This window comes from Pleomorphomonas oryzae DSM 16300, assembly GCF_000422965.1.
GTDB lineage: Bacteria > Pseudomonadota > Alphaproteobacteria > Rhizobiales > Pleomorphomonadaceae > Pleomorphomonas > Pleomorphomonas oryzae.
In genome coordinates, this window is record NZ_AUHB01000004.1 from 348,772 (window position 1) to 370,967 (window position 22,196).

General features: G+C 64.5%; 18 protein-coding genes and 2 tRNA genes. 7 read left to right on the forward strand and 13 right to left on the reverse strand.

What is annotated here, in order from left to right:
* Positions 1-139: 139 nt before the first annotated feature.
* Entirely contained in the window at positions 140-1,351 is a 1,212-nt protein-coding gene (locus G522_RS26255; RefSeq protein WP_036838629.1) for an NAD(P)/FAD-dependent oxidoreductase, read from the forward strand.
* Positions 1,352-1,609: 258 nt separating this feature from the next.
* On the opposite strand, the gene G522_RS0109285 is transcribed toward G522_RS26255, so the two are convergent.
* On the reverse strand, positions 1,610-2,593 hold the full coding sequence (locus G522_RS0109285; RefSeq protein ID WP_026790803.1) for an NAD(P)H-dependent glycerol-3-phosphate dehydrogenase: 984 nt from the start codon (positions 2,591-2,593) through the stop codon (positions 1,610-1,612).
* Positions 2,590-3,687, reverse strand: coding sequence for a tRNA (adenosine(37)-N6)-threonylcarbamoyltransferase complex transferase subunit TsaD (tsaD, locus tag G522_RS0109290; protein WP_036838632.1), 1,098 nt, complete (start codon positions 3,685-3,687; stop codon positions 2,590-2,592). Before tsaD ends, G522_RS0109285 begins: the two co-directional genes overlap by 4 nt.
* A 191-nt stretch (positions 3,688-3,878) precedes the next feature.
* Between tsaD and hemC the strand changes: the two genes are divergently transcribed.
* The 4 genes from hemC (at position 3,879) to G522_RS0109310 (ending at position 8,817) form a co-directional block, all read left to right on the forward strand.
* Positions 3,879-4,799 carry a hydroxymethylbilane synthase gene (gene hemC / locus G522_RS0109295; protein WP_026790805.1) on the forward strand — a complete coding sequence of 307 codons (921 nt, stop codon included), beginning with the start codon at positions 3,879-3,881 and terminating at the stop codon, positions 4,797-4,799.
* A gap of 3 nt (positions 4,800-4,802) precedes the next feature.
* On the forward strand, positions 4,803-6,959 hold the full coding sequence (locus G522_RS0109300; protein WP_026790806.1) for a uroporphyrinogen-III synthase: 2,157 nt from the start codon (positions 4,803-4,805) through the stop codon (positions 6,957-6,959).
* Between the two features lie 30 nt (positions 6,960-6,989).
* Complete coding sequence (locus G522_RS26260) at positions 6,990-8,639, forward strand: heme biosynthesis protein HemY (RefSeq protein ID WP_051228477.1); 1,650 nt, start codon at positions 6,990-6,992, stop codon at positions 8,637-8,639.
* A 102-nt stretch (positions 8,640-8,741) separates the two neighbouring features.
* Positions 8,742-8,817 (forward strand) — tRNA-Thr (locus tag G522_RS0109310).
* 102 nt (positions 8,818-8,919) lie between these two features.
* On the opposite strand, the gene G522_RS0109315 is transcribed toward G522_RS0109310, so the two are convergent.
* From G522_RS0109315 to G522_RS0109360, 10 genes are all read right to left on the reverse strand, one after another.
* Complete coding sequence (locus tag G522_RS0109315) at positions 8,920-9,423, reverse strand: rubrerythrin family protein (protein WP_026790807.1); 504 nt, start codon at positions 9,421-9,423, stop codon at positions 8,920-8,922.
* 173 nt (positions 9,424-9,596) lie between these two features.
* Entirely contained in the window at positions 9,597-12,131 is a 2,535-nt protein-coding gene (locus tag G522_RS0109320) for a protein translocase subunit SecDF (protein WP_026790808.1), read from the reverse strand.
* Positions 12,132-12,210: 79 nt separating this feature from the next.
* A complete protein-coding gene (locus G522_RS0109325; protein ID WP_026790809.1) occupies positions 12,211-12,609 on the reverse strand; it encodes a hypothetical protein in 399 nt (132 codons plus the stop codon).
* A complete protein-coding gene (locus G522_RS26265) occupies positions 12,606-14,444 on the reverse strand; it encodes a cation:proton antiporter domain-containing protein (protein ID WP_084633101.1) in 1,839 nt (612 codons plus the stop codon). Before G522_RS26265 ends, G522_RS0109325 begins: the two co-directional genes overlap by 4 nt.
* 150 nt (positions 14,445-14,594) lie before the next feature.
* Complete coding sequence (locus G522_RS0109335) at positions 14,595-15,536, reverse strand: ROK family protein (protein WP_026790810.1); 942 nt, start codon at positions 15,534-15,536, stop codon at positions 14,595-14,597.
* Positions 15,537-15,615: 79 nt separating this feature from the next.
* Positions 15,616-16,599, reverse strand: coding sequence for an ABC transporter permease (locus G522_RS26270; protein WP_051228478.1), 984 nt, complete (start codon positions 16,597-16,599; stop codon positions 15,616-15,618).
* A 35-nt stretch (positions 16,600-16,634) separates the two neighbouring features.
* Positions 16,635-18,149: a sugar ABC transporter ATP-binding protein gene (locus G522_RS0109345; RefSeq protein WP_026790811.1), complete on the reverse strand. Its 1,515-nt coding sequence runs from the start codon at positions 18,147-18,149 to the stop codon at positions 16,635-16,637.
* A gap of 296 nt (positions 18,150-18,445) precedes the next feature.
* Positions 18,446-19,396 (reverse strand): substrate-binding domain-containing protein, encoded by a 951-nt coding sequence (locus G522_RS26275; RefSeq protein WP_051228479.1) that lies wholly within the window; start codon positions 19,394-19,396, stop codon positions 18,446-18,448.
* Between the two features lie 242 nt (positions 19,397-19,638).
* Positions 19,639-20,721, reverse strand: coding sequence for a LacI family DNA-binding transcriptional regulator (locus G522_RS0109355; protein ID WP_051228480.1), 1,083 nt, complete (start codon positions 20,719-20,721; stop codon positions 19,639-19,641).
* Between the two features lie 243 nt (positions 20,722-20,964).
* Positions 20,965-21,040: transfer RNA gene (locus G522_RS0109360), tRNA-Ala, on the reverse strand.
* A 308-nt stretch (positions 21,041-21,348) separates the two neighbouring features.
* On the opposite strand from G522_RS0109360, the gene G522_RS0109365 reads away from it, so the two are divergent.
* Complete coding sequence (locus G522_RS0109365) at positions 21,349-21,639, forward strand: YggT family protein (RefSeq protein ID WP_026790813.1); 291 nt, start codon at positions 21,349-21,351, stop codon at positions 21,637-21,639.
* Positions 21,640-21,643: 4 nt separating this feature from the next.
* Positions 21,644-21,967, forward strand: coding sequence for a DUF167 family protein (locus G522_RS0109370; protein WP_026790814.1), 324 nt, complete (start codon positions 21,644-21,646; stop codon positions 21,965-21,967).
* Between the two features lie 17 nt (positions 21,968-21,984).
* Here the strand turns inward: G522_RS0109370 and G522_RS0109375 are convergent, their stop codons facing one another.
* Positions 21,985-22,191, reverse strand: a complete 207-nt coding sequence (locus tag G522_RS0109375) for a Trm112 family protein (protein ID WP_026790815.1) — start codon at positions 22,189-22,191, stop codon at positions 21,985-21,987.
* Positions 22,192-22,196 lie beyond the last annotated feature (5 nt).

A 22,196-nucleotide genomic window follows, 5' to 3' on the forward strand; every position in this document is an offset into this window, starting at 1 on the left:
CAGAGCTTTCCTGAAGATGCGACCAAAGACGGAAGGCGTGATAGGCGCGGCCACCGGCGACCGCTTCCGCCCACTGCCCGATCTCGATATAGCTTGCTCGGAGAGCCACGCGCAGGCTCCGTCGAAGCGAGAGAAAACAATGAGCGATCCCATTGTCATCATTGGCGCCGGCCAGGCAGCCGCGGCCTTCGCGGGCAAGCTCCGCGCGCTCGGTTCGGACCGCCCGGTGACGATCGTTGGCGACGAACCGGTGCTGCCCTACCAGCGGCCACCGCTGTCCAAGAAATACCTCGTCGGCGAGGCAACCTTCGACCGTCTGCTCCTGAAGCCTGCCGCCTGGTACGAGGCCAACGCGGTGACGGTATTGACCGGCCACCGGGCCGTTGCGATCGACCGGGCGAGGCGGATTGTCAGCCTCGATACCGGTGAAGAGCTACCCTACGCCACCCTGGTTCTGGCCACCGGCGCAACCCCGCGCCGTTTGCCGGCGGTCATCGGCGGGGATCTCCAGGGCGTCTTCACCCTGCGCGACAAGGCTGACGCTGACGCCTTGATGGCCGATTTCCAGCCCGGTCGCCGCCTTGTGGTGATCGGCGGCGGCTACGTCGGCCTTGAGACGGCGGCCGTGGCAAAAACCCGCGGTCTCGAAGTCACCGTGGTGGAACTGGCCGATCGCATTCTGAAGCGCGTCGCCGCCGCCGGAACGGCCGATCTCGTCCGCGACCTCCACCGGAGCCATGGCGTCGACATCCTCGAAGGCACCGCCATCGTTCGCCTTGTCGGCACCGACGGCCGCCTCACCGGTGTCGAACTCATGGACGGCCGCACGCTCGCGGCCGATCTCGCCGTCGTGGGTATCGGTGTCACGCCGAACGCCAGCCTCGCCGAAGCGGCGGGCCTTGCCGTCGACGACGGCATTATCGTCGATCAGTTTGCCCGTACCTCCGACCCAGACATTCTCGCCCTCGGCGATTGCGCGCGCTTTCCTTACGAAGAGCGCCTGATCCGCCTCGAATCGGTGCAGAACGCCTTCGACCAAGGTGAAGCCGCCGCCGCTGCCTTAATTGGCGAAGGTGGCGCTTACGTAACGCAGCCGTGGTTCTGGTCCGATCAATATGACGCCAAGCTGCAGATTGCCGGCCTGCACCACGGTTACGACGACACGCTGGCCAACGATGGCCCGCGTCCCGGCAGCCATGCGGTCTGGTATTTCGCCGGCGGGGTGATGATTGCCGTCGATGCCCTCAATTTCCCAGCCGCTTTCGTGACCGCCAAGAAGCTTCTGGAAGCCAGAAAGCGCGTATCCCGCCTCGACATAGAGACGAAGCCGCTCAAGGAATTGATAGCTTAATCAAGGGAATGACGGCTCGGGCCGCCCTCGACGCAAGAACATTACGAGGGCGGACCCGGTGTCCATTCGGACCGGCCGGCTACGCGCGACCTGATGCCGACGCAGAGGAGTTTCGTCGATCATGGTTGCGATAAGGTTTCCGGCCGTAATTTTGACAGCTTCAACATAAGGCGTCAAATGCAGCCAAAAACCACTACATGTTGATTTGGTGGGCAGTGCGCCCCCGTCGCCGTTGCAAAATGCAACGATCAGACGACTTCAGATGACATTTTCCCGCTTAAGCGGACGCGCCATCAGGCGATCGACGGCATCGTCGACGGAAAGATGGCCAGCCAACACCTCGGCGACCGCCGTCATGATCGGGACTTCGACCCAGAACTCCGCTGCCTTCTGAACAGCAATACCGACGGTGGCCGCCCCTTCGGCCAGCTTGCCGAAGCTTGCTGGCGGTTCACCGCGACCGATGCCCAGACCGAAAGAATAGTTGCGTGATTGGACGGAAGAGCAGGTCAGCATCAGGTCGCCAAAACCCGAGAGGCCCATCAGCGTCTCTGCTTCGGCGCCAAAGGCGGCGGCGAGCCGCCGCATCTCGACAAAACCACGCGTAATGACGGCCGCCTGCGCCGAAGCGCCGAGCGCCCGACCGGCGACGATACCGGCAGCGATGGCCAGGACATTCTTCAACGCGCCGCCCAGTTCGACGCCCATGACATCGGTGGCGGCATAGGGCCGAAAGGTGGGACCGGCGAGCCGCCGAGCGATGGCGTCAGCGAGTGTCGCATCCTGAGCGGCAATAGTCACCGCCGTTGGCAAGCCACGCGCCACATCGTCGGCAAAGCCTGGCCCCGACAGCACGGCAATCCGTCGCCCCGGCAGCGCCGCGCCGATTGCTATGGACGGCGGGACGCCGGTCGACTGTTCGATTCCTTTGGCACAGGAAACGATCACCGTCTCGGGTCCGATAACGCCGGAGAGCGCGGTGGCCGCCGACCGGCAGGCCTGGGCAGGAACGGCAAGGAGCAAGAGATCGACGTCCGCAAGCGCCTTGGGGTCGGCATGCGCCGTCACCATTGGCGGGAAGACGGCGCTCTGAAGATGCGGGCTTCGCCGCGTAGCATTCAGACTATCCGAGTCCTCGGCACTGCGGCCACAGAGAATCACCTCGGCGCCAGCTCGCGCCGCCGTCAGAGCCAGCGCTGAACCCCAGGCGCCAGCGCCATAGATGCCGATGGTGTTGCTCATACCTTGGCCCCCAACCGACCATGCCCGACAAGCGGCACCGCGACGTCATCGAGCGGCCAGCGGGGACGCGCCGCCACGTCGAAACCGTCGGTATGTCCCAACGCCAATCGCTCGGCGCCGGCCCAGGCAATCATGACGCCGTTATCGGTGCAGAGGTTGCCGGGCGGCACGACGAGGTGGCCATGCAAACCGTTCATCACCGTGTCGAGCCGACTGCGAATGGCCTTGTTGGCGGCGACGCCACCAGCCACCACCAGGACCGGCGGACGGCCGTTGGTGAGCGTACTGGCAAAACGCCTCACGGCAAGGCCGACGCGATCGGCCACCACATCTGAAACTGCCGCCTGGAACGACGCACAAATGTCGGCAACGTCCTGCCGCGACAGTGGCGCCAACGCCTCAGCTTCGTGGCGCACCGCCGTCTTGAGACCGGAAAAGGAGAAATTCGGCTCATCGCGGCCGATCAGCGGCCGGGGTAGCATGATGCGGCCCGGATTGCCTTCCGCTGCCATTTTCTCAACGGCCGGGCCACCGGGATAGCCGAGCTGCAACAGCTTGGCCGTCTTGTCGAAGGCTTCGCCGAGCGCGTCGTCGATGGTGGTGCCGATGCGTTTGTATTGGCCGACACCATCGACCCTCAGGATCTGGCTATGACCACCGGAGACCAGAAGCAGCAGATAGGGGAATTCGACGCCGTGGGTGAGGCGAGCGGTGAGCGCATGCCCTTCGAGATGATTGACGGCGACGAGCGGCTTCCTCGTCGCATAGGCCAGCGCTTTGGCCGTCGTCAGGCCGATCAGCACGCCGCCGATCAGGCCGGGGCCAGCCGTCGCGGCCACCGCGTCGATATCGGCGAGCGAGAGCCCGGCTTCGCTGAGTGCCGCCGCTACCAGACCATCCATCACCTCGACGTGGGCGCGGGCGGCAATCTCCGGTACCACGCCGCCGAAAGCCGCATGTTCCTCGATCTGCGAGAAGACGACGTTGGAGAGAATTTCGCCCGATCCATCGGCGCGCCGCCGCACGACGGCGGCGGCAGTCTCGTCGCAGGAGCTTTCGAGGCCGAGAACGACGAGATCCCTGAGGTCGCCCATCCTGGTCAATCCATCTCTGCCGGGGTCGGCCTATCCGGAAAGGCGAGACCCAAGAACACGTTGCCTCGCGACGCTCCATGGTCCAAGTGTTGCCATGGCGAGGCGAGACGTTAGGGACGATTCGCCGCCGTTTCGATCGTCGGCCGGCCGACGCCTTCGTTTCACGGCTCTATCACACGGGGAGCGAACCGGTGCAACCAAAACCCATCCGTCTCGGCACGCGCGGCAGCCCGCTCGCCCTTGCCCAGGCCCACGAGGTGCGCGACCGCCTGATCGCCGCCTGGGGCGCCAGCGCGCCGGAGGTCGAGATCGTGCCGATCACCACCGCCGGCGACCGCATCCAGGATCGGCCACTCGCCGAGGTGGGCGGCAAGGGCCTGTTCACCGAGGAAATCGAGGCCGGTCTGTTGAGCGGCGCACTCGACCTCGCAGTCCATTCCTCCAAGGACATGCCGACGGTGCTGCCGGAAGGCCTGGTACTTGATCATTTTCTGGAGCGCGAGGACGCCCGCGACGCCTTCGTGTCTCTGAAATATCGCTCGCTCGCCGAACTGCCTGAGAGAGCCGTGGTCGGCACCGCCTCGCTGAGACGGGCGGCGATCGTCCGCCGCCTCCGGCCTGATGTCGTCGTCGTGCCCTATCGCGGCAATGTCCAGACGCGGCTGCGCAAGCTGGGCGAAGGCGTTGCCGACGCAACGCTGCTGGCCGTCGCCGGCCTGAAGCGTCTGGGCATGATTGAGGTCGCGACTGAAATTCTCGACCTCGAATCCTTCCCCCCGGCGGTCGGGCAAGGCGCGATCGGCATCGAAACCCGGATCGACGACCCTCGGATCGCCGATCTCCTGGCCCCCATCCATCATGCGCCCACCGCCATCGCGCTGGCTTGCGAGCGGGCCTACCTCGCCCGCCTTGACGGCTCCTGCCGTACGCCGATCGCCGGCTATGCCGTGGCGACGGACGGTGGGGTGGATCTGCACGGCCTGATTCTGACGCCGGACGGCCGCGTGGCCCATGAGGGGCGGGAAAGCGGCCGCGATCCCGAGGGCGTCGGCGATCGTCTCGGCGCTCGCCTTGCCGCGTTGGCCGGGCCTGGCTTCTTTACCGGGAGCTAGGCGATGGTTCTCCTCGTCCTCCGTCCGGAACCGCAGGCGAGCGACATGGTGGCGGCGCTCGCCGCCCGCGGCATTCCGGCGCTTGCCGAACCGATGCTGACCATCGAGCCGGCGGACAATCCGGCCGGCCTTGTGCGGGCCGCCGACCCCAACGCCGAGGCGCTCATCCTCACCTCGCGTCAGACGGTGGCAATCCTCAAAAGCGCCGGCGAACTTCAAGCTCTCACCGGCCTGCCGGTAATCGCCGTCGGCGGCGGCACCGCCCACGATGCCCGCGCCGCCGGCTTCGTCGACGTCCGTTCGGCCGACGGCAATGCCGACGATCTCGTCGAACTCGTTGCCCGAGCCGGCTTCCAGCGCCTCGTTCACGCCGGTGGCCGCGACAAGGCTGGTGACATCGTCGGCCGGTTGGCCGGGCTCGGCGTCACAGTCACCGAAGCCGAGCTCTACCGCGCCGAACCACGGCAGGACCTCGCTCCGGACGTTGCCGCCGCCTTCGCCGAGGAACGTATCGATGGACTGATCGTTGCCTCGAGGCGCTCCGCGCAAGCTTTCGTTGATCTGATAGACGCAAGGGGCTGGGCACCCCGTCTCGCACGCCTCGGCGCCGCGGCTCTTTCGGAGGCGGCCGCAGCGCCGCTTACCGGCCGCGTTGCCGAACTGATCGTGGCGCCGGAACCGACTGGTCCGGCACTGGTTGAAGCCAGCGTTGCGCTCGCTGCCCGGCTGCGCGAAACTGCTGGCGGCGAGCATGAAGCGGAGGGACTTGAGACCATGGTATCCGAAGACCACCGCAAGGACGCCGCCAGCCGGCGAAATCGCCCGAAAGCTCCCGTCATCGATCTGGAGGCAACCGAGGTGACAAAGGCTGCCCAGCCGCCCAAACCGCCTCAGGAACCGCCACGCGAACCGCCTGTTCCCGAGCCGCCGGCTCCCAAGCCACCGGGGCCGGAAAAACCGGTGACCGAGCCGCCGGGACCGGATGTGCCGCCGATCCGGCCGCCGGAAGAACAGCCGCCGTTCGGCGACCCGCCGGGGCCGGACGTACCACCGAACACGCCGCCGGACGAACAACCGCCGTTTGGCGATCCACCGCTGGACAATCCGACACTGGGGCCGGGAAAGGCTGAAACCGCCAAGGCGGAAGCCGCAACGGCGCCACGCACCGACCGTCCCAGCCAGATAAAAGCCTTCCTGCCCCTTCTTGGGGCAGGTGTCGCTGGCGGCTGTATTGCCGCCGTTCTCATCCTGGCCCTGATGCCACGCTCCAGCGAACGTCCCGAAGCTGGCAACATCGATCCGGCGACGTTGGAAGCACGCCTCGGCGATGTCGCCGACCGCTTGGCTGCGGGGCAGACCGCAACCGAGACGCTCGCTGGCCGGATTGCCTCGTTGGAAGGCAAGGAAGCACCTGTCGTTGATCTCGCGCCGCTTGGCGCCCGCATCGACGACCTTGCCGCCCGCCTGGACGCCGCTGAGAAAGCCGCCGCCGCCAAGCCGGCCGTTGATCCCGCCACGGTCACCGCGCTTGAAGGACGGGTCAATGAGCTGGCCTCGGCGCTCGATGCCCTGAAGACGGAGAGCGCCACCACGGCGGCCCGCCTCTCGCCCATCGAAGAGCGCCTTGCCAACGCGCCCAAGGGTGGCGAGATCGCCGCCCTGTCGCTCGCCCTCACCTCGCTGTCCGGCAAGATCGACGCCGGCCTGCCGTTTGCGACGGACCTGGCCGTGATCGCCGCCGCCGCCCCCGATCTGCCTGGTCTTGGCGACCTCAAGGCCTATGCCGACAGGGGGGCGCCCACCCGCGACAAGCTGTTGGCCACGCTGCCGGTCGACGCCATGCTGGCCCGGCGGCCGGTGGAACCCGGCAAAGGCTGGGTGGACGGCTTCTTCGATAGTGCCAAGTCCCTGGTCAACTATCGCGAGACCGGTCCGGCCACCACGGACCCGGCATCGAGTGCCGTCGAGGCGATTCGCGAGGCGTTGAAACGCGGCGATGCCGCTGCGGCCAAGGCCGCCGCCGACACCCTGCCGGCTTGGGCGCGGCCACCGGCCGAGAACTGGCTGGCCGACCTCGATGCCCGTGCGCGTGTCGATGCCGGCGTGAAGGCCATTTCCGCTCGTATCGTTGACCGCCTGTCGGTGCCCGCTACCAACTGACCCCGCCGCCCGCTTCGGAAAGGCTCCGAGATGATCCGCATTCTCCTGTCGGTCGCCGCGCTATTCCTCGCCGTCCTCGCCTTCGATTGGCTGGGTGGCGTGCCGATCGCCGTCTCGGTCAGTTGGCCGGGTGGCGCGGCGGCGCCGCCATTGCGCGTCGTCGTCGTCGCGCTCTTGGTCCTTGCCCTTGTTCTTCTCGTCGTCTGGAAACTGATATCCGGCGTTTGGCGCGCTCCCCGTGGCCTGCGCAGCTATTTTGCCGGTCGTCGCCGCGATCGCGGCTACCGCGCCCTATCGCGCGGCATGATTGCCGTCGGTTCGGGCGACTATCGCCTCGCCCAGCGGGAAGCTGCCGAGGCCAACCGTTTTCTGGAAGGTGAGCCGCTGGTGCTGTTGCTGGCCGCCCAGGCGGCCCAGCTCGAGGGCCGGAGCGACACCGCCCGGCAGGCCTTCACGCGCATGCTGAAAGCACCGGAGACGCGCCTTCTGGGCCTGCGTGGCCTTTATATCGAGGCGACACGCGCCGGCGAGGCCGCCGCTGCCCGCCAGTTCGCCCTCGAGGCGCAGAAGGAAAATCCCGCCCTGCCCTGGGCCGGCGCCGCCATGATGGACTACCTCTCCGCCGACCGGAACTGGGGCGAGGCTCTGTCCGTCCTCGACCAGAACGTTGCGGGACGGTTGGTCGGCAAGGATGAAGCGAACCGTCTCCGGGCGGTGCTGCTCACGGCCCGCGCTCTCGAAATCGAGGATGGCGAACCGGACAAAGCCCGCGCCTTCGCGCTAGAAGCGCACAAGATAGCGCCGGATTTCGTACCGGCCGCCACCGTCGCCGCCCGTACGCTGGCCCGCCAGCTCGACACGCGCCGCGCTGCGAAGGTGCTGGAAGCCACCTGGAAGCTCTCCCCGCATCCCGACCTCGCCGCCGCTTACCTGCATCTGCGCTCCGGCGACTCGGCGCGCGATCGCCTGAAGCGGGCCCACATGCTGGAGAACCTGAAGCCGGTCCATCCCGAAGGCGCCGTCACGGTCGCTCGCGCCGCTCTCGACGCGCGCGAGTTCGCGCTGGCTCGAGAGGCGCTCGCCAAGGCACTGCGGCAGGCGCCGACCGAGCGCGTCTGCCTGATGATGGCCGAACTCGAAGAGAGCGAGACCGGCGACATCGGCCGTGTCCGCGAATGGCTGGGCCGCGCGGTGCGGGCGCCGCGCGATGCGGCCTGGACGGCCGACGGCCTGGTGCTCGACGCCTGGCAGCCGCTGTCCCCGCTCTCCGGTCGGCTCGATGCCGTGGAATGGCGCGTGCCCGCCGAGCGCGAGACGGGTGAAGCGATCGATGGCGACGACCTTGCCGTCATCGCGGCCAAGCCGAACCCACCTGCCCCGCCGGAGGCCCTCCCCGTCGCAGAACCGGAAGACTTGCCAGCCGCTCGGGCTGCGATCATCGAGCCGGAAGCGACGCCACCCAAGCCGACCATAGAGACCAAGGACGAGCCGGTCCTGACGCCGCCGAAAGCCGAACCACCCGCCGCGCCCATCAGACCGGCCGCCAAGACTGAGACGCCGGCAGCAAGCGGTCCCAGCATCGATCCGCTGGCCGTGTTGCCTCCGCCGCCCGACGATCCAGGGCCGGCCAACGGCAAGGGGCTTGCCCACAGCCTGGCGCCGCAATCGCCCTTCTCCTGAGACGATCGGCGCCGGCTTCATTTTCTTCGGAAGCGGTGCTTGAAATTAGCCAGCGATGCCGGTATCAACGCCCCGTCCCGTGGGGGTCTCCTCCGCGCAGGCGCCGCACTAGCTCAGTTGGTAGAGCACGTCATTCGTAATGATGGGGTCGGCGGTTCGAATCCGTCGTGCGGCACCACTTTTTCCCTTGTCTATTTCGTATCTATCAACACGCTGACGCGTGTCTGGTAACCAGTGGCGATGCCAGCGCCGCCGCCCGTCCCGGCGGCGCCAGATCGCGTTATTCGATGATCTTGTAATGCTCGCCGGCACAGGCGCAGACCGGGCAAGCGTCGGGCGCATCGCCGATCACGGTGTGGCCGCAGTTCGGGCAGATGCGGATGACGACGTTGCCGAGGTCACCACCGGCTTTTACAGCCTCCAGTGCATCGCCGAACAGACCGTAGTGGATCTTCTCGACTTCCATCGCCTCGCTCATCGAACGGATGGCGCGCTTGTGTCCCTCAGCCTTTGCCGTCGCCACCATCGCCGGATACATCGAGGTGAACTCATGGCTCTCGCCTGCCATGGCGTCGGCGAGGTTGTCGGCCGTGCCCTTGATGGCACCGAGCGCCCGAAGATGGGCATGAGCGTGGATGGTCTCGGCGGCGGCAACGGCGCGGAACAGCTTGGCGACGCCGAGCTTGCCCTCGCGAACGGCGGCGTCGGCATAGGCGAGATATTTGCGATTGGCCTGGCTTTCGCCGGCAAAGGCTTCCTTGAGGTTGTCCGTGGTGGTGGGCATGGTGCTTGCCTTTTTATGGTTGAGCGAAAGAGGGGATGTCGCGGTCCCCTGACCCAACAAGACTAGTCCGGCGGTCAGCCTCCGAGTATCGGGACAACCCCGTGAAATGCCCTACCAACTTGAGATTTTTTCTAAGAAGAAAAGGGAGCCAGGTTCACCGGCTCCCTCTTTTGTCAGGCCTCTGACGGAACGGCGTCGACCGACTTTGCCTGGTCACGCCGTCGCCGCGTCCGCCAATCGCCCAGGAACAGCAGGATCGGCGCGGCGATGAATACCGACGACGAGGCGGCAATGACGATGCCGAAGATCATCGGCACGGCAAAGCTTTCCACCGCGCTGCCGCCCCAGATCGCCATCGGCAACAGCGACAGGAAAGCCGTGACCGAGGTGTAGAGGCTGCGCGCCAGCGTCTCGTTGATCGACTTGTCGATCAGCTCGCGCAGCGGCATCTGCTTGTAGAGCCGCATGTTCTCGCGCATGCGGTCGTAGACCACCACCTTGTCGTTGACCGAGTAGCCGACCAGGGTGAGCAGCGCGGCAATGGCCGTCAGGTTGAAGTCGAGCCCGGTCAAGGCGAAGAAGCCGACGGTCTTGGTCACGTCGAGCACGAGCGTGGCAATGGCCCCCACCGCGAAGGGCCATTCGAAGCGGACCCAAATGTAGACCAGCATGGCGAGACTGGCGAACAGCACCGCGAGCACGCCGGCCGTGGCAAGTTCGCCCGACACCTTGGGGCCTACCACTTCGGTACCGATCACCTTGGCCGAAGCGTCGATCTTCGTCACCTCCTGCCTGAGCTGCTCGACGGCCACCGACTGTGCCTCTTTGCCACCCGCCTGCCGCTCGACGCGGACGAGCAGATGGCTGTCGTCGCCGAAGGCCTGCAGCGCCACCTCGCCGAGGCCCAGGCTGTCCAGCCCCGAGCGGAAGGCCGCGAGGTCGGCAGGGCCCTTCGTTTCCACCTGCAGCTGGATGCCGCCGCGGAAGTCGACGCCGTAGTTGAGACCGGGGTAGATGAACAAGCCGATCGAGGCGAGCGACAGGAAGGCCGAGAAGCCAATCCCGAAGAAGCGCGCCCGCATGAAGGGAATGGCCGTGCCATCCGGGATCAGCTTGACCGGGAACAGCGGCCGGATGTTCATCGTCTTGAGCTTCTTGCGACGGACGATCGCCAGCATCAGCACCCGCACCACGGAGACGGCGGTGAACATGGATATGGCGAGCCCAATACCCATGGTCACGGCAAAGCCCCGCACCGGACCGGAGCCGAACCAGAACAGCAGTACCGAAGCGATCAACGCCGTGACGTTGCCGTCGACGATGGTCGAGTAGGCGCGCTTGAAGCCGGCGTCCAGTGCGGCGATGGCGCTGAGGCCCTTGCGTGATTCCTCTCGGATACGCTCGTTGATCAGCACGTTGGCGTCGACCGCGAGGCCGATGCCCAGCACGATGCCGGCGATGCCCGGTAGCGTTAGCGTCGCCCCGAGCAACGTCAGGCCGGCAAATGTCAGGATGACGTTGAGGGCAAGGGCCAAGTTGGCGAGCAGCCCCCAGGCACCGTAGAGCACCAGCATGAAGCCGAACACCAAGGCAAAGCCGACAAGGCCGGTGGTGACACCCATCTTGATGGCATCGGCACCGAGATCGGCGCCGACCGTACGCTCCTCGATCACCGTCAGTTTGGCCGGCAGCGCCCCGGCCCGCAGCATGGCCGCGAGATCGGTGGCGCTCTCCACCGAGAAGCTACCGGAAATCTGGCCGGAGCCGGCGGTGATCGGTTCGCGGATGACCGGTGCGCTCAGCACCTTGTCATCGAGTACGATGGCGAAGGGGCGACCGACGTTGGCTCGCGTGATATCCGCAAAGCGGGATGCACCGGCCGAATCGAAGCGGAAGGAAACGATCGGCTCGTTGGTGGTCTGGTCGAAGCCGACGCGCGCGTCAGTGAGACGATCACCGGAGAGCTCGACACGGTCCTCAACCGGATAGGTCCGGCCTTGGTCGTCGCGAAGCATGGTGACGCCCGGCGGTACCAGATCAGTCGTCGCCGCGTTGGACAGCAGATGGAAACTCATCTTGGCTGTCGAGCCAAGCAGTTCCCGGATGCGGGCAGGATCCTGAACGCCAGGAAGCTGCACCAGGATGCGGTCGCTGCCCACCCGTTGGATGGTCGGCTCCGCAACGCCCACCTGGTCGATGCGCTGCCGAATGATTTCAAGGCTCTGCTCGACGGCCGCTGCCGTGCGATCGGTGAGGCCGGCCTCGGTGAGCGCCAGCGTCACCGTGCCGCTTCCTTGGCGGATGTCGAGATCGCTGGCCGTCATGCCGAGACCAGGGTTCCCGACCGATGAAGCCAGCTTGCCGAGATCTCCGGCGGCGCGCGCCGTCAGCGTGGGATCGTCGAGGCTGACAACGACGGCATTTCCGGCGCGACGGATCGACGTGGTGCCGATCTTTGCCTCGCGCAGCACGCGGCGGGCATCCTGGGTGAGCGTCTGCAGCCGCTCCTTGACGAGGTCGGCCGCATCCACCTCCAGAACGAGATGCGAGCCACCTCTGAGATCGAGGCCGAGCGACACCCGGTCGCGGGGCAGCCAGGAGGGGAAATTGTCAAGGATGGATTGGGGCACCACGTTCGGTAGCGTGACGATGATGCCGAGGGCGATGATGGCCGAATAGAGCGCCACCAGCCAGCGGGAAGTCTTCATTGGATTGTCCATGCCGGGCGACATCGCCACGCCTCTTTGGAGGCGAGCGGTCGCAAATCCTGATTTCGGGTTCAGAGGATCAGGCGGCGATGGGCGGTGCGCGCGGCCGATGAGCCGCGCAATGATGGTGGCCGAGAAGGGTCTCGGCACCGGAGAGCAGGCAAAGGAAGCCGGACGGACGCGCTGCAATGACAGCACCGAAGACCGGTACCGCCGGCGATTGTGGTGGTGGCGCCGAGGTCCGGTCGCCATGGTCGGCAGCGACCACCGGCTTCAGGCCATCGCGGACGAGAGCCGAGTGCCTGACGGCGACATGGTCGGCCGCGCCAAGGCTCGTCGACACCGACGACGCAAGGCCGGCGCCGAGTCCGAGATGCAGGACAAAAATGAAGAGAAGCGCCGACAGCCACGCGACAGCCGCCTTCGGCGCCGTAAACGGACGCTTCAAAAAGGGGACTGACGCGGTTCCGAAGGTCACGCGGCGGGTTTTCCTTCTTCAGTCTCGCTTGGCGCCGGCACTTCCGGCGTCGTCGCAACAACAGCATCCGATGACGCGGCCGGTGGACCGTCCAGCATCTTCAACATGCCCAAGGCGATCTCGCGTTCACCCATGATGACCTTGCTGGCACCATGACGCAACAGGTGCCCCACTTCTTCGTCGGAATGGGCGCGGGCGACGATGAGAAGGCCCGGATTGATCCGGCGGGCCTGCTCGACGGTCTGCCCGGCCTCGAAGCCGTCGGGAATGGCGAGCAGCAGCGCTTCCGCCCGATCGAGGCCGGCAAGAGCCAGTACCCGGCCATCGGCAGCGTTGCCGACGATGGTCTCGATGCCCTTGGCGCGTGACCGTCGCACCTGTTCCTCGGCATCCTCGATGATCAGGAGCTTGGCACCACGGGTAACGAACTCCTCGGCAACGACGCTGCCGACCCGGCCGTAGCCGATCACCACGAGATGACCCGTGAGGGCCGTGGGCTCGACCATCTCCTCATCTGTGTCAGTGCTATCGGCAGCAGCCGGCGATCTCTCCACTTCGGCGGCTGCGACCGGTGTCTCGGCCTTGGGCGCCGGCTCCAGCCGCGCTTCGAGAACGGGGCGCAGCCGGTCGGCCAGATTGAACATCAGCGGATTGAGGATGATGGAGATCAAGGCGCCTGCCAGGATCAGGTCGCGCCCCTCCGCCGGCAGGATGCCAAGGCCAACGCCCATTTCGGCCAGGATGAAGGAAAATTCGCCGATCTGGGCCAAGCTGGCGGAAATGGTCAGCGCCGTCTTCACCGGCCGGCGGAAGACCAGCACGATGACGAACGCCGCCACCGTCTTGCCGATAAGGATGATGGCCAGCGTGGCAAGCAGGACGAGCGGCTGATTGATCAGGATGTTCGGATCGAACAGCATGCCGACCGAAACGAAGAACAGCACGGAGAAGGCGTCGCGCAGTGGCAGGCTTTCCTGGGCGGCCCGGTGGCTGAGTTCACTCTCCGACAGCACCATGCCGGCAAAGAAGGCGCCGAGAGCCAGCGAGGCGCCAAACAGTTCTGCCGCGCCAAAGGCAACACCCAGCGCAATGGCCAGCACGCCGAGCCGGAACAGCTCGCGCGAACCGGTATGGGCGATGCGATGCAGAATGGCCGGGATCAGCCGCCGGCCGACCACCAGCATCAGCGCAACGAAGATCGCGACCTTGATGAGCGTTGCCGCCACGATGCCGCCGACCCCGAGATCGATGCCGATCAGGCGGCTGGCCACGGCCGCGAGAGGATCGGAATAGGCGCTGGCGCCGCCATTGGCCACGCTGGCGGCCGCCGGAATCAGCACCAGCACCAGGACCATGGCGAGATCTTCGACGATCAGCCAGCCGACGGCGATCTTGCCGCGTTCGCTGTCGACGAGGCGCCGCTCCTGCAGCGCCTTCAGGAGCACCACCGTGGAGGCGACGGACAGCGCGATGCCGAACACCACGCTGCCGCCGGTCGACCAGCCCATGCTGTGGCCGAGCCCCCAGCCGAGCAACGTGGCGATGGCAATCTGGCCGATGGCGCCCGGTACGGCGATGAAGCGAACCGACAGGAGATCTTTCAGGGCAAAATGCAGGCCGACGCCGAACATCAGCAGGATGACGCCCAGCTCGGCGAGCTGCGGCGCCAGTTGCTGATCGGCGACGAAGCCCGGCGTGTGCGGCCCGACCAGCATGCCGGCGACGAGATAGCCGACAAGCGGCGGCAGACGGAAACGATTGGCAATCGTGCCGAAGATGAAAGCCAGAACCAAGCCACCGACAATCGTCGAAATGAGGGACATGTCGTGTGGCATGCAAGGCCTCCGTCAGGGCTGGATTTTCAGGGAATGACTCACCTCTCGGGTAGGCCGGGTCGATAGACCCTAGACCAATATGGAGAACTTGCGAGCTCGATCAAGGGCGAGAGACGCCGCGAATCCGCGTCTCGATATCGCCTCGGCGCATTATCGAACGCCATCGGCCTCCCGCCACAGGAACGCAGCCCCCCGGACGCCCGAGCTGTCGCCATGCTTGGCTTTGCGAATGGGCGTCTCGACGCTATCGGAGAAAACCAATTTGTCCTGCCCGGCAAAAAGGTTGGTTCTTTCCCTGAGAAGCCTCGGCAGATCGTCGTAGAGTTCGTCGATGTTACTCATTCCACCGCCCAGCACGAACACATCGGGATCGATGATATCGATGATCAGAGCGAGCGACCTCGCGAGGCGATCGACATAGCGGCGGTAGGTTGCTTCAGCCCCAGGATCGCCGGCCCGCTTCAGGTCGATGATCTCCGCGGCCTTGCGCTCAACGCCCGCCGCCATGCGGTAGTCCAACTCGAAGCCGGTGCCGGAGCAGAACATTTCCAGGCAGCCCTGCCGCCCGCACCAGCAGCGAGGACCCGGATAGTCGCCCTCCTTCGGCCAGGGCAGCGAGTAATGGCCGATCTCGCCAGCCAAGCCCTGATGCCCGTTGTGGCTCTTGCCGTCTATGGCGATACCCGAGCCGTGTCCGGTGCCGAGGATGATGCCGTGCACGATGTGGGCGCCGGCGCCGGCGCCATCGATGGCTTCCGAGACAGCGAGACAATTGCCGTCGTTGGCGATCCGTACCGGCTGGCCAAGCGCTTCCTCCAAGTCGCGGCCAAGCGGCTGACCATTCAGCCACCAGGCGTTGGAGTTGCGAATGAGGCCGGTCAGAGGATTGGGACTACCCGGCAAGCCGATCCCCACGCTGCCGTCGCGTCCGGTTGCCTGCCGGGCATAGGCGACCAGACCGCAGACCGCCCGAACGGAACCCCGATAGTCTTCGCGCGGCGTAGCGATCCTATGACGGCAGAGCTCCCGTCCGTCCCCCGCGAGGCCGATCACCTCCATCTTGGTGCCGCCCCAGTCGATCCCGATGTACATCGCGCCACTCGGAATTGGTGCCGCCTGTCGCGGCAAGGTCTGAGAGTGTCCGGCCGAGCAGCCGGACACTATGCGTTTCTTAGCGCGTGATTCTCGACACAGCCTGCAACTGGTAGATCAGCACGGCGCCGAGGATCAGCAGGGCACGCGCCACGTACTGCCAGTATTCGTCGATGTTGAGCAGCGTCATGCCGTTCAGAATGATCTCAAGGAACAGCACGCCGACGAAGGTGCCCCAGATGCGGCCCTTGCCGCCCATCAGGCTGACGCCACCGATAACGCAGGCAGAAATCACCGTGAATTCCCAGGACACACCCACAGTCGGATTGCCGGCCTGGATCTGGCTCGACACCATGATGCCGGCGATGACGGCGAGCACCGATGTCATGGCCATGACCGCCATGCGCACCTTGGCGACGTTGATGCCGGAAAGGCGGGCCGCCTCGGCATTGCCGCCGATGGCATAGACGGACTTGCCGAACACCGTGTATTTCGAAATGAACCAGGTCAGTGCGAAAACGATCAGAAACACCACGGCCTGGAACGGAATGCCGCCAATGAAGCCGGCGCCGAAGAAGAAGAACCAGTCCGGATAGGGCGTGATCGGAAACGAACCGGTCAGCAGATAGGCGCCGCCGCGGAATGCCGCCATCCAGGCCAGCGTGGTGATGAAGGTCGGCACCGCCAGCCGGTGGCGGATCCAGCCGGTGAACATGCCGGCACATATGGCCACTACTAGGCAGGCGACCGTTCCCAAGGCAATCGCCATTTCGAGCGAATACCCCGCGTCTCCAAGCGTTTCGGTGATCAGCGCCAGCAGGCAGCCGAAGAACGCCACGCCCGAACCGACGGAAAGATCGATTTCGCCAAGAATGATGACGAAAGTCATGCCGAACGCGATGACGCCAGTGGTCGCCGCACTGCGCAGGATGTTCATGAAGTTATCCCACGAGGCGAATCCCGGTGCCGAGAACCCCAGCAGAACGACGATCACAAGCAGGATGAGCTCGAGGACAAAATCGGAGACGCGGATATTGGAGCGGCGCGTTGCCAGGGTGGACATAACGGAAACCCTTATAAGCGAGCGATTGGTGGCTATCAGGCGAGCTGTCGGGCGCCTTCGCCCATGCACATGGCGTAGAGGTCTTCGATTCCCGTCGTCTCAGGCGACGTGACCTCGCCGATGAGGCGGCCGGCCTCCATGATCAGGATGCGGTGACAGACCTCGAGCAGCTCTTCGAGCTCGGAGGAAACGAAGACGACGCTGAGTCCCTTGCGCGACAGATCCCACATGATCTGGAAGATCTGCTGCTTGGCGACGATGTCGATGCCACGCGTCGGCTCGTCGAAGAACACCACCTTGGGATCGGTGTTGAGCCAGTTGCCGACAACCACCTTCTGCTGGTTGCCGCCCGACAACGACTGAACCTCGTAGGACGGATCCGACACCTTGATATGCAGCTGCTTCACCCATTTCTCGGCGACGGGTGCCTGCAAGAAGTGGCTGATCAGCCCGCGGTGAGAAATTTCCTTGAGGCTCGCGAGGCTGAGATTGTCCTCGACCGACATGATCTGGACGAGGCCCTCCTCCTTGCGGTTCTCCATCGTCATGGCAAGGCCGAGCTTCTTCATCAACGGGATGGTCGGCTTGCGAACTTCGGTGCCGTTGATGGTCACCGATCCGCCGTCGATCCGATCGGCCCCGAAAATGCCGCGCAACAGTTCGCTGCGGCCCGCACCGAGCATGCCGGCGATGCCGACGATTTCGCCGGCGCGAACGTCGAAGCTGATATCTTCGAACTTGTCGCGCCGCGTCAGACCGGAGACCTTGAGGCTGACCTTGTCGCCCACTTTGAGGTCGTCGGGGCGCGATTGCAGCACCGTTTCGCCGAACATCATATCGACGATTACCTTGGGGGTGGCGACATCGATCGGCACCGAACCGACGTGCCGGCTGTCGCGCAGAACAGTGACATAGTCGGCAATGCCGCGGATTTCGTTGAGCTTGTGGGTGATGAAGATAACCACGACGCCCTGCGCCTTGAGCGTCCGCACCACTTCCATCAGGCTGTTGATCTCATGACGGGCCAGAGCCGAAGTCGGCTCGTCGAGCAGTAGGACGCGCGGATTGAGCGACATCGCCTTGGCAATCTCGATGACCTGGCGCTGACCGACCGACAGGTCCGACACCTTGCGCGTCACCGGGATATCGATCCTGAGCTCTTTCAGGATTTTCGCGGCAGCGGTGTTGGTCTCTTTCCAGTCGATCTTGATATTGCCAGGGCCGCCGGTGGCAAAGCGGCCAAGCATGATGTTTTCGGCGACCGTGAAATCCAGGATCAGGCTGAGCTCCTGATAGACCACGGCGATGCCGGCGGCATTCGCGTCGGCCGGCCCGTCGAAGGTTATCGTCTGGCCATCGATGAGGATCTCGCCGGACGTCGGCGTGACGGCCCCCGACAGGCATTTGACGAAGGTGCTCTTGCCCGATCCGTTCTTGCCCAGGAGAGCGTAAACCTTGCCCCCTTCGAAGCTGGCCGAGAAATCGTCGAGGGCGACAACGCCGGGGTAAGCCTTCGTCAGATTTCTGATTTCGAGCTTTGCCGATCCCATTCGTGCGATCCTTGCATTCCTGTTGGACGGCGGTCCTCCGCGAAACCAATCGTCAGCGGCAAGCGCACCGCAGAGCGCAGCCGGTCGACAATAAGACGCCTGGGAGCCGTAATTTGCGCGGAAGGACCAGCGCCAACAAACAGTGCGCTAGACCGGCCGCGATCTCTATGAGAACTCCGCCTGGAGCCTTGAAGGAGCCAGGACTTTGCAAGAGCGCCGGTCGTCACCGGCCGGCGCGTCCCTGCTCAAGGAGGCACGGAGCTCGCGAACGGCGAGCCCCGTGCCTCGTGCTGGTCTTACTTGACGGTCTTGGCATACTCGGCGATGGCCGCCGGGTCGGTCCGGGTCAGCGTCAGGCCGGGAACGATGATCTTCTTCTCGACCGGCTCGTTCTTGAGCGCCTTGACGGCGTTTTCCATGGCGAGAGCGCCAATCTTGACCGGGTCCTGAGCCGTGGAAGCCTGCAGGATATCGTCCTTGGACTTCAGGAAGCCAACCATCTGCTTGTCGAGGTCGATGCCGAACACCGGGATCTTCTTGCCGGAATTCTTGACGGCCAGAACCGCACCGATCGTGCCGCCGTTGTTGCAAGCGAAGAACATATCGAGGTCGGGATTGGCGGTGATGATGTCGGCCGCCTTCTTGATGGCTTCCTCAGCCACCGGCGAAGACGCCTCGGCAACCAGCTTCACGCCGGGGATGTCCTTGATCTCGCCCCAGAAGCCGTCCTGGCGCGCATTGCTCTCCGGCGGCAGCTGAGCCTTGTAGTTGATGATGCCGACCTTGATTTCCTTCTTGCCGGCATAATGCGTCTTGATGTACTCGGCCGCCGCCTTGCCCGAACCGGCGCCCAGCAGGCTGTTGTCGGACTGCACGGTCGAAACCGGGAAGTCAGCCGCCAACGTGTTGTTGAAGGACACGATCTTGATGCCCTTGTCGGCCGCGGCCTTCACAGCCGGAATGGAAGCGGCGGCCGGATCGAGATAGGTGATGACGATCGCGTCGACGCCACGGGCGGTATAGGTGTTGACGACCTGAACTTCCTTGGAAATCTGGTTCGATGTGTTGGCCGTCAGCAGATTGACGCCTTCCTTGTCGGCGACCTGCTTCATGCCGAGCAGCGTCGACTTCATGAACTGGTCTTCCTGGAAAACGATGCCGGCAATGGTGAACTTCTTGTCGGCGGCATGCGCGAGCGAGGCGCCCAGGCACAGGGCTGCAACGCAGACGGTTACAAACTTCTTCATGTCGATCCTCCCGAACGATGAATGCGGCGCGAACAACCGTCGCAAACGCGACGGTCCTCCAATGCGACCGATGACGGGCACCTCCCATGCACCGCATAATTTCAACTACGCCACGCCACAGTTTTCGTCAAGAAAAAATTTCAAACTAGCTTGTTTTATCGAATACTATCCAAATTACACAAACGTATAACGCCTAGATTCGCACCTAGACTGCAACGTGATCAATAATTTTTTATTGTATATTACGAGCCAATACGCGCTACGGAAGCCCTACTGACCAGGGTTGCAGGGAGGACAATTGAATTTGGCCTTCGATCCCCTTCAACTTTCGATAATAACAACGTCACCGCCTGACGCCCGAGCTCGTAGGTCGGTCGCTGAACGACCGACAGCGGCGGCCGAAAAACCGCCAACCAAGGCGCATCGTCGAAGCCGATCAAGGAAAGATCCTGACCAATGGTGAGATCGATCTCTTCAGCGGCCGCCAAAGCGCCCAGCAGCATTTCTTCATTGCCCGCCAGAACGGCGGTCGGACGTGGAGACTGTGCCAGCAGGTGGCGCGCGGCTGCCAGTGCCGTCGGCGCAACGGAACCGGCATAGCGAACCCAAGCCGAATTCACGGTGAGATTGGCGTCGGCAAATCCGGCCATGGCGCCACGCGCGCGTTCGCGCACCGCAGAAACGGTATCGTGCGGCTCGCTTTCCTGATGGCCATGATGGGCAGCCGTTCCAAGCAGGAGCCCAATGCGGCGATGCCCATGTTGGACGAAAAGATTGATGGCGGCGCGCGACGCCTCAAAATCGGCCGTGATCACCGAATCAAGCGGCAGGTCATCGATGAACCGGTCGAACAGCACCACCGGTGCGCCATGGCCACGCCCACCGGCCAGATGATCCACCTCGATACGAGAGGCTGGCACAACCAGCAGACCGTCGACGCGCTTCTCGCGCAACACGCGGATGGCTTCCCGTTCGCGCCGCACATCGCCATCGGTATTCAACACGAGGCTCTGATAGCCCGCGCTCGCCGAAGCGTCGATGATGCCCCGGATGGAGTTCAGCGTGAAGGAGTTGGAGATATCGGCGACGACAACGCCGATGGTCAGCGTCTTGCCGGAGCGCATCGACCGCGCCAGATCGTTGACGCGATAATCGAGCGCCGTTGCAGCCTCGGCCACTTTGCGCTGCGTTTCCTGCGTGACGACGCCATAGCCACCCAGGGCGCGGGCAGCGGTTGCCCGCGACACGTTGGCAAGCCGGGCGACGTCAATGAGTCGCGCAGCCTTCCTCGTCTTGCCGTCTCTGGCGTTGCCGGGCTCGCCCATCGCCTCTCCCGATCGACCGTGCTGTCCTGACAGTCGATATTGTCGCTTTGGGATCGATCTCATTTCAATGAGATCGATCTCTTTTTCCAATACCAAGTTCGCTGCGGTTCGTCGCTAGGCAATAGGTCGCAGATCATGACCACCCACCAGGGTCGTCACCAAGTCAGGGCATGACAGAGCTCCATCGGCGTCATTACCGATAGGAACCAATCCACCTTACAATCCGCAAAGAGGCGATTGAATTGGTGGAGCTGAGGGGAATCGAACCCCTGACCTCTGCAGTGCGATTGCAGCGCTCTCCCATCTGAGCTACAGCCCCATCCGGCACGGCTTTTCAGCCGATAACCCGGCGTCGGGTGAGCCGCTTTTAGGGGGAGGCACCGGGGCTGTCAAGCCTTTCGCGGCTCTTCGCGGCGAAAGCAAAGTGAAGGGGGCCGCCGCCAACAGCGAGCGGTGATCACCCTCCGAGCTTGGATCGCCGAAGCCCGCTACGTCATCCGGACCCTGGCGGACCCATGGTTTTTACCAAACCAAGCAATCGGCAGGTGGTCGGTCTATAAAGCAGCCTTGCGGCCCCCTTCCGCCATGGCTACATCTCGGAAAACCCGTGAAACGAAAGACCCATTCATGCAGGCCGTTCTCTACGTTCTCCTCCAGGTTCTCGATCTTTACATGTACATCCTGATCGCCTCGGCGATCATGTCCTGGCTCGTCGCTTTCAATGTCGTGAACTTGCGTAACCCGGTGGTGTCGGCCATCGCCTCGTTTCTCTACACGATGACCGAGCCGGTGCTGCGTCCGATCCGCCGCTTCATGCCCAATACCGGCGGGCTCGATCTGTCCTTCCTGGTGCTCTGGTTTGGCATCATTCTGCTAGAGCAGATCATCATCCGCTACGTTTATCCTTACGTTTTCTAAGGGAATGGCCGACGCTCCCATCCGGCGCGATGGTGCCGATCTTCTCATCGATGTTCGTCTGACGCCGCGCGGCGGCAGCGACTGCATCGACGGCACAAAGGCGCTGTCGGATGGACGCACCGTAATAGCGGCGCGAGTAAAGGCAGTGCCGGAGGACGGCAAGGCCAATGCAGCGGTGGCATCGCTTATCGCCGCCGCTGCCGGCCTGCCCAAGTCGGCGGGACTGGTGGTATCCGGCTCAACGGCGCGCCTCAAGGTCATTCGCCTGGCCCACGCCGATACCGATGCGGAGGCACGTCTCAAGGCGGCCTGCGGTCTTGCTAGCTGACGCTAGAATGCCGACTGTCACTCGTCGGGGTCGAGCGCCCGTGCCTCGTCGGGCAGCATGATCGGCACGCCGTCGCGCACCGGATAGGCCAGGCGGGCCGGCCGCGACACCAGCTCACGCCGCTCGGGATACCATTCCAGCGTTGCCTTGGTGAGGGGGCAGACAAGGATCTCAAGAAGCTTGGGATCGACCTCGCCGGTCCGCCGGCCATCGTTATCCTGCATGACAA